Annotated in this window: 13 protein-coding genes; 5 read left to right on the forward strand and 8 right to left on the reverse strand. The window is 62.4% G+C overall.

The window, feature by feature from the left end:
* Positions 1 to 256 precede the first annotated feature (256 nt).
* The 4 genes from HF916_RS32030 to lptF form a co-directional block, all read right to left on the reverse strand.
* On the reverse strand, positions 257 to 709 hold the full coding sequence (locus HF916_RS32030; RefSeq protein ID WP_168792870.1) for a hypothetical protein: 453 nt from the start codon (positions 707 to 709) through the stop codon (positions 257 to 259).
* A 671-nt stretch (positions 710 to 1,380) separates the two neighbouring features.
* Positions 1,381 to 1,752: a sirohydrochlorin chelatase gene (locus HF916_RS32035; protein WP_168792871.1), complete on the reverse strand. Its 372-nt coding sequence runs from the start codon at positions 1,750 to 1,752 to the stop codon at positions 1,381 to 1,383.
* 11 nt (positions 1,753 to 1,763) lie between these two features.
* A complete protein-coding gene (lptG, locus tag HF916_RS32040; protein ID WP_106305952.1) occupies positions 1,764 to 2,912 on the reverse strand; it encodes an LPS export ABC transporter permease LptG in 1,149 nt (382 codons plus the stop codon).
* 3 nt (positions 2,913 to 2,915) lie between these two features.
* Positions 2,916 to 4,013 carry an LPS export ABC transporter permease LptF gene (gene lptF / locus HF916_RS32045; protein WP_168792872.1) on the reverse strand — a complete coding sequence of 366 codons (1,098 nt, stop codon included), beginning with the start codon at positions 4,011 to 4,013 and terminating at the stop codon, positions 2,916 to 2,918.
* Positions 4,014 to 4,150: 137 nt separating this feature from the next.
* Between lptF and HF916_RS32050 the strand changes: the two genes are divergently transcribed.
* The 3 genes from HF916_RS32050 (at position 4,151) to HF916_RS32060 (ending at position 6,960) form a co-directional block, all read left to right on the forward strand.
* Positions 4,151 to 5,692 carry a leucyl aminopeptidase gene (locus HF916_RS32050; protein WP_168792873.1) on the forward strand — a complete coding sequence of 514 codons (1,542 nt, stop codon included), beginning with the start codon at positions 4,151 to 4,153 and terminating at the stop codon, positions 5,690 to 5,692.
* Positions 5,693 to 5,750: 58 nt separating this feature from the next.
* Entirely contained in the window at positions 5,751 to 6,167 is a 417-nt protein-coding gene (locus tag HF916_RS32055; protein WP_012432035.1) for a DNA polymerase III subunit chi, read from the forward strand.
* A 91-nt stretch (positions 6,168 to 6,258) separates the two neighbouring features.
* A complete protein-coding gene (locus HF916_RS32060) occupies positions 6,259 to 6,960 on the forward strand; it encodes a DUF2486 family protein (protein ID WP_168792874.1) in 702 nt (233 codons plus the stop codon).
* Positions 6,961 to 7,106: 146 nt separating this feature from the next.
* Here HF916_RS32060 and HF916_RS32065 read toward each other — a convergent pair whose 3' ends face one another.
* Positions 7,107 to 7,445, reverse strand: coding sequence for a c-type cytochrome (locus HF916_RS32065; RefSeq protein WP_168792875.1), 339 nt, complete (start codon positions 7,443 to 7,445; stop codon positions 7,107 to 7,109).
* A 177-nt stretch (positions 7,446 to 7,622) separates the two neighbouring features.
* A complete protein-coding gene (gene ilvD / locus HF916_RS32070; protein WP_168792876.1) occupies positions 7,623 to 9,296 on the reverse strand; it encodes a dihydroxy-acid dehydratase in 1,674 nt (557 codons plus the stop codon).
* 179 nt (positions 9,297 to 9,475) lie between these two features.
* On the opposite strand from ilvD, the gene HF916_RS32075 reads away from it, so the two are divergent.
* Positions 9,476 to 10,462 (forward strand): LysR family transcriptional regulator, encoded by a 987-nt coding sequence (locus HF916_RS32075; RefSeq protein WP_168792877.1) that lies wholly within the window; start codon positions 9,476 to 9,478, stop codon positions 10,460 to 10,462.
* Positions 10,463 to 10,581: 119 nt separating this feature from the next.
* Entirely contained in the window at positions 10,582 to 11,487 is a 906-nt protein-coding gene (lgt, locus tag HF916_RS32080) for a prolipoprotein diacylglyceryl transferase (protein WP_168792878.1), read from the forward strand.
* Between the two features lie 103 nt (positions 11,488 to 11,590).
* Here lgt and HF916_RS32085 read toward each other — a convergent pair whose 3' ends face one another.
* Both HF916_RS32085 and HF916_RS32090 read right to left on the reverse strand, forming a co-directional pair.
* Positions 11,591 to 12,322 carry an SIMPL domain-containing protein gene (locus tag HF916_RS32085; RefSeq protein ID WP_168792879.1) on the reverse strand — a complete coding sequence of 244 codons (732 nt, stop codon included), beginning with the start codon at positions 12,320 to 12,322 and terminating at the stop codon, positions 11,591 to 11,593.
* Between the two features lie 174 nt (positions 12,323 to 12,496).
* Positions 12,497 to 12,955 carry an EVE domain-containing protein gene (locus HF916_RS32090; RefSeq protein WP_168792880.1) on the reverse strand — a complete coding sequence of 153 codons (459 nt, stop codon included), beginning with the start codon at positions 12,953 to 12,955 and terminating at the stop codon, positions 12,497 to 12,499.
* Positions 12,956 to 13,043 lie beyond the last annotated feature (88 nt).

Raw genomic sequence — 13,043 nt, forward strand, 5'->3', positions numbered from 1 at the left:
AGACCTCCGGTTAACGCCATGGTCATTGGTCGTCTGAGCGTCGTCGCGTCGAAAAGCGTTAGCGCAGAATCAGCCCACGTTCGCCGCCAGCGCCGACGTCGCGCAGCAGGAACCTCGAACACGAAAGGCGCATATGTTGCGCCTTTCGTCACATTTTCGGCCCGCGTTTCGCGATTCGCCTTCAGACTTCCAAGTTTCGAGTTTCGAGTTTCGAGTTTCGACTTCTGAGTTCTAAGTTTCGAGCCGCGAGCCGCTGTCAGTGCGCCGTCACTGCGCGACGAGCGACGGTTTTGAACCGCATCTGCCCGATCTGCATAGGTCTCGTTGCACCAACACGTTCGCGGCTTTCCGATCCGCTCTGCGTGGCCTTCGCCAAAAGGTCCGCCGCGTGGCGTGCTGTGATGCGGCGTTCAGGAATGCCCTTCGCATCGAGTGCGATGACGTGATACAACTCGCGGTCATTCTCGACCTCCTGCTGATAGTCCTCGCCCGTATCGACCAGTAGTTCCAACAACTTCCGTTGTCGAAGTCTTTCTTCTCGCGTCACAGCCGGACTCCTAACTATCGAAGCCGCAAGTGTGACTTGTTTATCCAGTTGACTTAACTGCCGCTCAACCAGTCCGAAGACGGATAGCGCAAGTCTTTCGTATTGAAGTGCATCAACGGGTGGGCGCGACGCGGTGCGTGATTGCTTGGCGGATTTACTCATGGCGCGATCTCCCTGAAACGTATTCGATCGCCCAACACGCGCTTGCGCGGTGGTGAGCGGGCACAGTGACAAGGTTGGCGGCCGGCGTAGAACCAGAACCGGCAGACCCGAAGGTCTCCTTGCCACGGGGCCCGCCCGCAAAAGAAAGCACGCGAAGGCTGACGCACGCCTGACTGCGCAGGCGCACGGGTTCTACGCTACACACAGACCGCCAAGCCCGACCGTCATTGTTTTGACGGCAAACTGAGTCTAGAACGTATCGATTGACGAGTGATCAGCCGCCCAGGCTAAAAACCTTGCGCGACCAACATTTCTGAAATTTCCCAAGCATCACCCGAATGCGAGGACTACAGCGGTAGGGAAACGCTGAACGAGAACGAAGGAACGGTGTGAATGAACGACCACGACGGCGCGCGCAGCGCCGCCGGAAGAATGACTGCCTTGTCACGAACGCGGAATGTGCGAGAACGCAGATTCCAGATGCGCCACTACCGCGACTGCGCGGGGACCCCGCTTAAGAACTGGCGGTGTGAGCCGCTTTCTTTTGCCTACTTTTCTTTGCGGCCGGCAAAGAGAAGTAGGTGCCGCCCCGCACAGGGGCAACACTAATAGACCACTATGAATTCAAGGAGAGGCCAACAACGCGCCGAGGCGCAAAGCCAAAAGAGCAATCAAACCTGCCGCAGACAATATTCCGCGACGGCATCCAGAACCGCTTCATCCTCACCAACAGCCGTAGCGCACGTAATGAGAACAGCAGGATGCAAAGCCTGGCATTGCTCGACCACGAGAGGCAGATCCTTCCTCACATGCCCGCCTTGCCCAAAAAACACAGGCACAACGGTAACCACATCACAGCCTTGAGCGACAAGATCACCCACGGCTGTAGGCAAATCCGGCTCCATCAACTCAAGAAACGCCAACGCCACAGGCCGAGCCTCCAAAGAAGCGCCCCGCAACTTGATAGCTAACCGCTCAAAAGGCTCCCGCCACCGCACATCCCTGGCGCCATGCCCAAACAGAACGATGCCTTGCATAGCCATGAAAACCGCTCCTAATGCCGATCAACCCACTTCAACCCAACCAACCCAAGCACCAGATAAACCAACCCAGGCGTAGCCGCAGTCAAAGGAGCAGGCCAGGTATTCAACGTCCCGATATGCGAGAACAAAGTGTTGAACAACTGAAAACTCATCCCCAGCATAATCCCGCCGAAAACCTTCATCCCGACGACACCAGCCCGCGTATGCAGATACGCAAACGGCAACGACAACACCAGCATCACAAACACCGCAAACGGATACAACAACTTGCGCCACAGCGCGATCTCATACCGCTGCGTATCCTGATGATTCTCGGTCAAATGCTGGATATACCGGAACAGATTGAACATCGACATCCGATCCGGCGATACCAGCAGCACCGACAGAATCTGCGGCGTCAATTCCGAGCGCAGCGAATACTCCGGCACGGCGACTTCCTTCGCCCGATATACCGGATTCAGCGCATCGGCGGGCGTACCGGGAGGAGGGGGCACATCGATCAATTGCGTATCGGTCACGCCGGTCAACTGCCAATGGCCCGGCGGCTGAAACTTGCCACTTTTGGCGGTCCGCACATTCGAAAGCCGGAACTTCGAATCGAATTCATAGATGCGTACATTGCTAATCGTGGCGTCAGGCTTCAACTCGCCGACGTTCACGAAGCGCGTCACCTGCTCGCCATCCGCGCGCGCCGTGAGCGTATCTTTCACCCACACACCGGACTCGAAGTTACTCGACACCGAAGACCCCAGCGCCTCGAGTCGCACGCGCTCCGACAATTGATCGGTGTAAGGACCGACCACTTCGCCGATCAGATACGTCAGCAAAACAAGCGGAATACCGATCTTCAACAGCGAGCGCAACGCCTGATTCGTAGCAAGCCCGGACACGCGGAAAATCGTGTACTCGGAATTCGCCGCCATTTGCGCGAACACATAGATCGCGCTGATCAGCGCGGCGACCGGAATGATTTCGTAGAAGCGCGACGGCGTTTGCAGCGCAACTCGCAGCACCGCGTACTGGAACTTGTAATTGCCGTGGCCGACCGAATTCAATTCGTTGATCAGGTCGAAGAAAAAGAACAGACCCGAAAACGCAAACAGAATGAAGATGAACGTGAGATAGATCTGACGCGCGAAGTACCTTTCATAGATGCGCATCGGTCAGGCTCCCTGCGAACGGCTGAACATCTTTCGCGTGAAGAGCGGCCGGTTGCGCACGCGCAGCCAGAAAATGAACGCGACGATCGCCGCGACGATCACGTGCAGACCCACTAGCCCGACCGGGAACGACATCTTGCCCTGCTCGATCCACGACTGCACCACGTTCAACAGATTCGAATACGTCAGATAGATGAGCACGGCCATCACGAGATTGATGGTGCGGCTGCGCCGCGGGTTCTGATGCGCGAGCGGAATGGCGAGCAGCATCAGGTTGAGCGCAATGAGCGGCAGCCCCGCCCGCCACGCGAATTCGGCGAGATTGTCAGTGGTGGGATTGCGCAGCAGCGTGAGCGTGGGCGTGCCGGTGGTGGTCGGCGTATTAATGACCGGCTGGCTCTGGATCTTCACGCCATAGCGCTCGAATTCCATGATGCGGAAATCTGGCTGGCCCGGTTGGCCGTCGTAACGGCGGCCGTTTTCCAGCACGACGAAGCGATCGCCGTTCTTGCGCGTCTCGGTATGGCCGGTTTTCGACACGACCACGTTGACCTTGCCGTTCTCCGTGCTGGTCACGAACACGTTCTCGACGCGTGCCTGGTCGGGCGACATCTTCTCGATGAAGAACACGCGGTGGCTGGTGGCCGATTCGCGGAACTGGCCCGGCGCGAGCAGCGAGACCTCGTCGCGCTGCTGGAAGCGCGCGCGGATCAGTTTGCTCTGCTGGTTCGACCACGGCCAGCCGACGAACACGAAGAACATGATGAGGATGATGATCGGCGTGGCAAAAATGCCGATCGGCTTGATGAATTGCGTCAGACTGACACCCGACGAGAGCCACACGACCATCTCGGAGTCTTTGTACCAACGGGTCAGGACGAACAGGATCGACACGAACAGGGTCGCGACGAGCATGATCGCCAGGTAGCCGATCACGGTCAGGCCGATCAGGACCAGCACGTCGCGCGGGTCGATCTCGCCCGAGGCTGCGAAGCCGACGATGCGGATCATCATCGTCGTCAGCACGAGCGTGAGGAGAACCATGAACACGGCACCAGCCGTATACGCGAGTTCGCGCTGGAGGGAGCGTTCGAAGATCATTATTGATGAAGAGAGGGGGCGCTCTCAGTGGCGCACGGGTTGCTTCCCGTCACACCTCCGGTGCAGCCGCCGCAGGAAAAATAGCGGATAATTGCGGCTTTCATCCTAAGCCCAGATTTTATCCGAGGACAAGCGCGATGGACTTTAGCATAAAAGCCTGTGATTGGACCAAAGGCTCGTCAAACGGTTTCCTGACTGGGAAATCCGATTGCATCGTAATCGGCGTGTTCGAGTCGCAAACCCTGTCGGGCGCGGCTCTCGAGATCGACGAGGCCACCCGCGGCCTACTGAACCGCATCATCAAGGCCGGCGACATGGACGGCAAGGCCGGCACCACGCTGTTCCTGCATGAAGTGTCGGGCATCGGCGCGTCCCGCGTGCTGCTGGTCGGCCTCGGCAAACAGGACGCTTTCAACCAGAAAGCCTACGGCGATGCCGTCCGCGCCGCGTGGCGCGCACTGCTGGGCACCAAGATCGTCCAGGTCACCTTCACGCTGGCGCAACTGCCGATCCTCGAACGCACGGCCGATTGGGGCGTGCGCGCCGCGATTCTCGCGCTGCGCGAACTGACCTACAAGTTCACGCAGATGAAGAGCAAGCCGGACAATTCGGCGCGCGCCTTGAAGCGCATCGTCTTCAGCGTCAACACGGGCGACGAGAAGACCGCCAAGGTAGCCGCGAAGCAGGGCGCCGCGCTCGCCAACGGCATGGACCTGACGCGCGACCTGGGCAATCTGCCGAGCAATGTCTGCACGCCGACCCACCTCGCCAACACCGCGAAGAAGCTCGCCAAAGACTGGAAGCTGAAGGTCGAAGTGCTGGGCGAAAAGCAGTGCGAAGCGCTCAAGATGGGCTCGTTCCTGTCGGTCACGGCGGGCTCGGTCGAACCGGCGCAGTTCATCGTGCTGCAGTACCAGGGCGGCGCCGCGAAAGCCGCGCCGGTGGTGCTGGTCGGCAAGGGCGTGACGTTCGACACGGGCGGCATCTCGCTGAAGCCGGGCGAAGGCATGGACGAAATGAAGTACGACATGTGCGGCGCCGGTTCGGTGCTGGGCACGTTGCGTGCCGTCGCCGAAATGGGCTTGAAAATCAACGTGGTAGGCATCATTCCGGCGGTGGAGAACATGCCGTCGGCCACGGCCACCAAGCCGGGCGACATCGTCACCAGCATGAAGGGCCTGACGATCGAAGTGCTCAATACCGACGCGGAAGGCCGCCTGATCCTGTGCGACGCGCTCACCTACGCCGAGCGCTTCAAGCCGGCCGCGGTGATCGACATCGCCACGCTGACGGGCGCCTGCATCATCGCGCTGGGTCACCACAACAGCGGCCTGTTCTCGAAAGACGACGCGCTGGCGGGCGAGCTGCTCGACGCATCGCGTGAAGCGTCCGACCCGGCCTGGCGCCTGCCGCTCGACGACGAGTATCAGGACCAGCTCAAGTCGAACTTCGCGGATCTGGCCAACATCGGCGGCCGTCCGGCGGGCAGCGTGACGGCGGCGTGCTTCCTGTCGCGCTTCACCGACGCCTATCCGTGGGCGCACCTGGACATCGCGGGGACGGCATGGAAGAGCGGTGCGGCGAAGGGCGCCACCGGCCGTCCGGTGCCGTTGCTCGCGCAGTTCTTGATCGACAGGGCCGCTGGCGGTCGGGCTGCGGACGGTCGCGCCGCACAATGACGCAATGCAGTAAGGGTGTAGGTGCGGCTGCAAACGCAGCCGCCAAGCGGAGCCGCCGATGACGAGAATCGACTTTCACTCGAACGTCGGCGATTCGCTGCTGTATGCGTGCCGCCTGATCCGCAAGGCGTATCAGGCGGGCCAGCCGACCATCGTGCTGGCCGAGCCCGCGCGCCTGAAGGCCTTCGACGAACAGTTGTGGACCTTCGCGCCGCTCGACTTCGTGCCGCACTGCATGGCGGGCACGCCGCTCGCCGCGCAAACGCCGATCGTGCTGGCTTCCAGCCTCGACGATGTGCCGCATCATCAGGTGCTGCTCAATCTGGGCGCCACGGTGCCGGCGCAATTCGCGCGCTTCGAAAGATTGCTGGAAGTGGTCGGTAACGCACACGAGGAACTCGCGGCGGGCCGCGAACGCTATCGCTTCTATCGCGATCGCGGCTATGCTCTGAACAACTACAAGCAAGGCAGCTAGGTCCCATTCGGTCCGCGTCGCGCGTGTCTGGTCTCAGGCATTCGGCGCCACGCGGGCTGCTTCAGCTTCGACTCAAACACGGAGAGCGCACGTGTCCGATCCCAACGACGATTCAATCCCGGTTCTGCACGAGGTTCTCGTGCAGGGTCATTCTGCGCAGGCGCGCCAGGCGCCGGGCGATGCGGGCGCGCTCGACGGCCCGCGCGAACCCAGTTTCAAGGCGGAGCCCGTGCTCGCGCCGCAACCGGTGCTGACGCCGGAGCAGATGAGGTCCGCGGAGCCGGTGCTCCCAGCGGAGCCGTTGCACGCACAGGAACCGACCTTCGCACCGCAACCGGCGGTTGCGCCGCAGCCGGCGCATCCGGCCGATCATCATCATCCGAAGAAGCGTTTGCGGGCGCACCACGCCGCGGAACCGCGGCATGCGCATGACGACGCATTCGCGACGTCGGCGGGCGTGTTCGATCGGGCTGAGCCGATTACGCCGCTCGAGGCGGGCTCGACCGTACCGCCGGATATCGCGCGCGAAGGCGCCGGCGAACCTCCTTTGGATCTCGATCTGGATGTCGACGTCATCGCCGAACGTCTGCGCAGACGCGTCACCGGTTTCCTGGCGGGCGACGGGCGCAGCGTGATCGAGGAACGTTGCCGCGAGACCTTGCACGCGCACACGGGGTGGCTCATCGACCAGATCACGCGCGAAGTGGCGCTGGCGCTGGAGAATGAGATGACAAGCTGGGTGCGGGAAGCGGTGGTGGAAGAGATCGCGCGGCGCGCCTCGGGCAGCGCGTGATCCTGTGAGGTGAAGCGCGGGCGCGCTGAGCGGTGCCACCGGCTGCGTGCCATGCAGCTCACGCACTGGCGCCGTGGTTCAACGATCTACCGGGACTGCGCGCGCTGGGAGCGTCGCTCGCGCGCAGCGCTCTTTGCCTGAACGGCCTATTTGAGCGTGAGCACCCAACTCGCGAGCGTAGCCGCCTGATCGGGCGTGAGTTGCGTATTCGCGGGCATCGGCACCTGACCCCACACGCCCGTGCTGCCATCCAGAATCTTGTGCTGCAGATAAGTGGCGGCATCTTCGCGGCCGGCATATTTCGCCGCGACATCATGAAGCGCCGGTCCCATGAAGGAACGGGTGACCGAGTGGCAACTCATGCAGTTCTGCTGCTGGGCCAGCGCGAGGCCCGCGGCCTCGGCCTGCGCCGCCGGACTGCCGGCACTCAACGCGGCGCCCAGCACGACAGTGACTGCAAGCGCTGTGTGCGACTTTGATTTCATTCTGGTCTCCGTCGGTGCGGGTGCCCGACTCGTGGTGCCAGCATTATAAAAGCGAAAGGGGCGCGCGGTTTCCCGTGCGCCCCTTTCACTTTTACGTAGTTTTACGCGTGCTCGCAGGGCTGTCGTCGTGATACCGGGCGCGACGTACGTTCATCAGCCAGCCAGCCGTGCCGTCGCTTAGCCCGTTATCGCCCCTTTGTTGGCCGGCAGCGCCAATGCGAAGTACTTCGCCATCACACCACGCGTGTAACGCGGCTTCGGCTGTTGCCATGCGGCGCGGCGGCGCTCCAGTTCGGCGTCGTCGATGTTCAGTTGCAGCAGCAGCTTGTGCGCGTCGATGGTGATCGAATCGCCTTCGTGCACGAAGGCGATCGTGCCGCCCACGAAGGCTTCCGGCGCGACGTGACCGACCACCATGCCCCACGTGCCGCCCGAGAAGCGCCCGTCGGTGATCAGGCCGACGCTTTCGCCGAGACCCTTGCCGATGATCGCCGAGGTCGGCGCGAGCATCTCCGGCATGCCGGGGCCGCCCTTGGGGCCGAGATAGCGCAGCACCACCACGTCGCCGGCCACGATCTTGTCGGCCAGAATCGCTTCGAGCGCGCTTTGCTCGTCGTCGAAAACGCGCGCCGGGCCGGTGATGACCGGGTTCTTCAAGCCGGTGATCTTGGCGACCGCGCCGTCGACGGCCAGATTGCCCTTCAGGATCGCGAGATGGCCTTCCTTGTAGAGCGCCTGGCCGATCGGGAAAATCACCTGCTGATCGGCGCGCGGTTTGCCCGGCACGTCCTTCAGCTCTTCCGCGATGGTCCTGCCGGTGATCGTGATGCAATCGCCGTGCATCAGACCCGCGTCGAGCAGGATCTTCATGACTTGCGGAATGCCGCCGGCCTTGTGCAGATCGGTCGCCACGAACTGGCCCGAGGGCTTCAGGTTGCAGATCACTGGCACCTTCTTGCGCATGCGTTCGAAGTCCTCGATGCTCCATTCCACTTCGGCCGCGTGCGCGATCGCCAGGAAGTGCAGCACGGCGTTGGTCGAGCCGCCGGTGGCCATGATCACGGCCACGGCGTTTTCGATCGACTGCTTCGTAACGATGTCGCGCGGCTTCAGATCCTTCTTGACCGCTTCGACCAGCACGCGCGCCGATTCGGCCGCCGAGTCGACCTTTTCCTGATCCGGATTGGCCATCGTCGATGAATACAGCAGCGACATGCCCAGTGCCTCGAACGACGAACTCATGGTGTTGGCGGTGTACATGCCGCCGCATGAGCCCGTGGAAGGGCATGCGTTCTGTTCGATCCCGTCGAAATCTTCCTGCGACATCCGGCCGGCCGTGAACTCACCCACGGCTTCGAACGACGACACGATGGTCAGGTCGGTGCCCTTCCAGTTGCCCGGACGGATCGTGCCGCCGTACACGTAGATGCTCGGCACGTTGGTGCGCAGCATGCCGATCATGCCGCCCGGCATGTTCTTGTCGCAGCCGCCGATCACGACCACGCCGTCCATCCACTGGCCTTGCACGCAGGTCTCGATACAGTCGGAGATGACTTCGCGCGACACGAGCGAGTACTTCATGCCTTCGGTGCCCATCGACATGCCGTCCGAGATCGTCGGCGTGCCGAAGATCTGTGGATTCGCGTCGGCGCCCTTGATCGCGGCGACGGCGGCATCGGCCAAACGCTGCAAGCCGGCGTTGCACGGCGTGATGGTCGAGTGGCCGTTGGCGATGCCGATCATCGGCTTGTCGAAGTCGGCCTTCTCGTAGCCGAGCGCGTAGTACATCGAGCGATTCGGCGAACGCGCCACGCCCTGCGTGATGTTCTTCGAACGACGGTTGTATGCCATGGGGAGCTCCAATCTGTTTTGTTTTGATCCGCGCGGCGCTGCGGTTTCAGTCGCGCCGGCGTGAGCCTGCCGACGGCATCAGTCCAGTTTAGTCCGGCGTGCCGCGCAACGACGCAGTTTTGCAATGCGCGCGTCCCATGTATTATTCGGGCTTCATTAGGTCGTAAAATGTATCACTCATGCTGCCAGCCATTCCCGATCTGCGCCAGTTGCGCTATTTCGTGACCGTCGCCGAAGAAAAGCACTTCGGGCGTGCCGCCGTGCGCCTGTCCATGACGCAGCCGCCGTTGTCGCAAGCCATCCGGGCGCTCGAAGAGACGCTCGGCGTCGAACTGTTCGCGCGCACCAAGCGTTCCGTCGAACTCACGTCGGTGGGCGCCGATCTGCTGCCCGAGGTGCAGCGCCTGCTGGCGAGCGCCGAGGGCCTGCGGCCGCTCGCGCAGAGCCTCGCGCGCGGCGAGGCGGGCGTGTTGTCGCTGGCGTTCGTGTCCACCGCAGACTACGGCCTGCTGCCGCTGTTGCTGCGCGATTTCGGCGCGCGTCATCCACGCGTGCGGCTGGAATTGACCGAAGCCACCAGCGACGTGCAGGTCGACGAACTAGTGGCCGGGCGCATCGACGCGGGTCTCGTGATCGCGCCGCTGCCGTCGCGCCACGCCACCCAGCTCTCGTGGCTGCCGATCGCGCGCGAGCCGCTGGTGATCGCCATGTCGACGGAGATGGCGGCGCGCGTGGCGAGCGCCACTGGCGACCATGCCGACCCGCGCGCGGAATGGCTGGACACGCCGATCAGCCTCGGCGACGTGGCCGACGCACCGCTCGTGATCTTCCCAAGACGTCTGGCGCCAGGCTTTTATGACATCATTATGGATTGCTACGGCGTGGCGGGCCTCGCGCCCCGGGTCGGCCAGGAAGCGATCCAGATGCAGACCATCGTGAGCCTCGTGTCGGCCGGCATGGGTGTCGCACTGGTGCCGCAATCGTTGCGTAATCTGCGCCGCACCGGTGTCGTGTACCGGCCACTGTCCGAGTCGGTGCCCGCGATCGAGACGGGCCTCGTCTGGCGGACGGCGGAGGTGAGCCCGGTGCTGGCGGGCTTCATCGACATCGTGCGGGCGCATGCGGCGACCGTCGAGGCGCAACAATCCGCCGCGCCGCGCATGTAGACGCGCCTTCGCGAACGCATTGCCGGCCGGACCGTCCAATGCATGCACCGCAAGGTGCGGGCAGCGCCGCCCGTTACTAGAAATTTCGCTTCTGAACCTGAACTGCCCATAACAACACGATGCTCATTCACCCCAATTTCGACCCCATTGCCATTCATCTGGGGCCGCTCGCCGTGCGCTGGTATGGACTGATGTACCTCGTCGCGTTCATCGCGGCGATCGTGGTCGGCCGATTGCGGCTGCGTTTGCCGTATGTCGCCGCGCAAGGCTGGACCGTCAAGGATATCGACGACATGCTGTTTTACGGCGTGCTGGGCACGATCCTCGGCGGCCGGCTCGGCTACGTGCTGTTCTATAAGGCGAGCTTTTATTTCGCGCATCCGCTCGACATCTTCAAGGTGTGGGAAGGCGGCATGTCGTTTCACGGCGGCTTTCTCGGCGTCACGCTGGCCATGGTGCTGTTCGCGTATCAGCGCAAACGCTCGTGGCTGCAGGTCACCGACTTCGTCGCGCCGATGGTGCCGACCGGCCTCGCGGCAGGGCGTCTCGGCAACTTCATCAACGGCGAGTTGTGGGGCCGCGTGACCGATCCGTCGGCGCCGTGGGCCATGCTGTTTCCGGGCGCCGCGCCCGACGACGCCGCGTGGCTCACCGCGCATCCGCAACTGGCCGCGCAATGGCACTTGAACGAAGTGTTCGCGCAATATCACATGCTGCCGCGCCATCCGTCGGAGCTGTATGAAATCGCACTGGAAGGCATCGCGCTGTTCTTCGTCTTGTTCTTCTTCTCGCGCAAGCCGAAGCCGATGGGCGCGATTTCCGCCGTGTTTCTGATCGGCTACGGCCTCGCGCGCTTCACGGTCGAATTCGCGCGTGAGCCGGACGACTTCCTCGGGTTGCTGGCGATGGGTCTTTCCATGGGCCAATGGCTGTCGTTGCCGATGATCCTCGTCGGCATCGGCATACTGGTGTGGTCTTATCGCCGCGCGCGCCGCGAACCGGCGCGCGCGGTCAGCGCGAACTGATCGCTACGGTTTATCGTAGCGAGTGGTCAAATAAGAAAAGCCACGGCATGCCGTGGCTTTTTCCTTTAGTGCCTAGAAGCAGTGCTTCTAACGCAACAACGCGTTACTTCATCTGCACCGAGCCCGACACGTTGACGGTCACCGTCGACGTGCCGCCTTCGATCGGCACCGGCGCCGAAGCCTTCGCGTCTGCGCCCATGGCGCGCGCGCTCATCATCATCATCGGACGCGGCATCACGCCGTTATGGCCGACGTTGACCTCGCGAATCGAAAAACCGCTGTAGCCGAACGCCTGCGCGGACGAAGCGGCTTGCTCGCGGAACGACTTGATCGCTTCGCCGGTGAGCTTCTGCTCGGCCGCGCGCTGCGCTTCAGGCGAGAGCGAGAACTGCACGTTGCCGACCTGCATGATCGATGCCATCTGACCCGCGAGCTTCGACACCGCGGCGAAATCGTGCGATTCGAGCACGATCTCCGTGCGGCCGCGCCACGCGGAAATGCGCCCGTCACGATCGGTGGACGGATAGATCGAGAACGAGCCTGTACGCGCCGTCACGCCGCTCACACCCTTGGCTTTTTGCAGCGCCGAATCGGCGCGCTGGTTCAGCGTTGACGTGAGCGCCGACGGATCGCTCGCTTCCTGCTCGTAGAACAGCGTGATATCCACGACGTCTTGCGGCACTTCCGCGCTGGCCTGCGCGTTCAGCGACAGCACGCCGGCCGGCTGATACTGCATTACGCTTTGCGCGCGTGCGGCGGCCGGCGTCAGTGCGAGCGCGGCGGGCGCGGCGCAGACGAGAGCGAAAGCGAGTGCACGTGCGGTGTTTTTCGTCATTGTTGGACTCCTTGCTTGAACAGGTTGTGCACGATTGGGGCAAACGCCGCGCCGTGGCACGGCGTTTGCGAGATCGTTAGGCGCTTGTAACCTGAGCTTGGTTCCCGGATTTGACGCTGCTTTAACGTTTGCGTGTGCATAAATACGCGTCGCGCATCCATCAGGCATGCAAGATCAAGCGAGCCGCTTGGTGATGAAGCGCCATTCGGCTTCGGTCACCGGCGTAATCGACAGGCGGTTGCCTTTGGCGAGCACGCGCATGTCCGCGAGTTCGTCATGCTCGCGTAACGCGGCGAGTGGAATCAACGGGATCTTCTTCTTGAACACCACGTCGACGAGCACCCAGCGCGGCGTTTCCTGCGACGACTTCGCGTCGTAGTAGTGACTCTTCTTGTCGAACTGCGTGGGGTCCGGATATGCCGTGGACGATACCTCGGCTATACCCGCGATGCCAGGCTCAGGACAGCTCGAGTGATAGAACAGCACACCGTCACCGACCTGCATCATGTCGCGCATGAAATTGCGCGCCTGATAGTTGCGCACGCCGGTCCACGGCAACGTGCGATGCGGTGCGTTGGCGAGATGGTCGATGCTTGCTTCGTCCGGTTCGGACTTCATTAGCCAGTAGCGCATGAATCGAATTGAACGTTAAGGGGTTGAAGATGCGGAAGAAATCGGCGTACAAAAAACAGCGCCCAAAGAAAAACGGCACCGAACCGAA

Origin of the sequence: Paraburkholderia aromaticivorans (assembly GCF_012689525.1) — a bacterium.
Taxonomy (GTDB): domain Bacteria; phylum Pseudomonadota; class Gammaproteobacteria; order Burkholderiales; family Burkholderiaceae; genus Paraburkholderia; species Paraburkholderia aromaticivorans_A.

Excerpts from the sequence above, each read along its gene's own strand:
- HF916_RS32030 (WP_168792870.1), bottom strand. The coding sequence starts at position 709 with ATGAGTAAATCCGCCAAGCAATCACGCACCGCGTCGCGCCCACCCGTT.
- HF916_RS32035 (WP_168792871.1), bottom strand. The coding sequence starts at position 1,752 with ATGGCTATGCAAGGCATCGTTCTGTTTGGGCATGGCGCCAGGGATGTG.
- lptG (WP_106305952.1), bottom strand. The coding sequence starts at position 2,912 with ATGCGCATCTATGAAAGGTACTTCGCGCGTCAGATCTATCTCACGTTC.
- lptF (WP_168792872.1), bottom strand. The coding sequence starts at position 4,013 with ATGATCTTCGAACGCTCCCTCCAGCGCGAACTCGCGTATACGGCTGGT.
- HF916_RS32050 (WP_168792873.1), top strand. The coding sequence starts at position 4,151 with ATGGACTTTAGCATAAAAGCCTGTGATTGGACCAAAGGCTCGTCAAAC.
- HF916_RS32055 (WP_012432035.1), top strand. The coding sequence starts at position 5,751 with ATGACGAGAATCGACTTTCACTCGAACGTCGGCGATTCGCTGCTGTAT.
- HF916_RS32065 (WP_168792875.1), bottom strand. The coding sequence starts at position 7,445 with ATGAAATCAAAGTCGCACACAGCGCTTGCAGTCACTGTCGTGCTGGGC.
- ilvD (WP_168792876.1), bottom strand. The coding sequence starts at position 9,296 with ATGGCATACAACCGTCGTTCGAAGAACATCACGCAGGGCGTGGCGCGT.
- HF916_RS32075 (WP_168792877.1), top strand. The coding sequence starts at position 9,476 with ATGCTGCCAGCCATTCCCGATCTGCGCCAGTTGCGCTATTTCGTGACC.
- lgt (WP_168792878.1), top strand. The coding sequence starts at position 10,582 with ATGCTCATTCACCCCAATTTCGACCCCATTGCCATTCATCTGGGGCCG.
- HF916_RS32085 (WP_168792879.1), bottom strand. The coding sequence starts at position 12,322 with ATGACGAAAAACACCGCACGTGCACTCGCTTTCGCTCTCGTCTGCGCC.
- HF916_RS32090 (WP_168792880.1), bottom strand. The coding sequence starts at position 12,955 with ATGCGCTACTGGCTAATGAAGTCCGAACCGGACGAAGCAAGCATCGAC.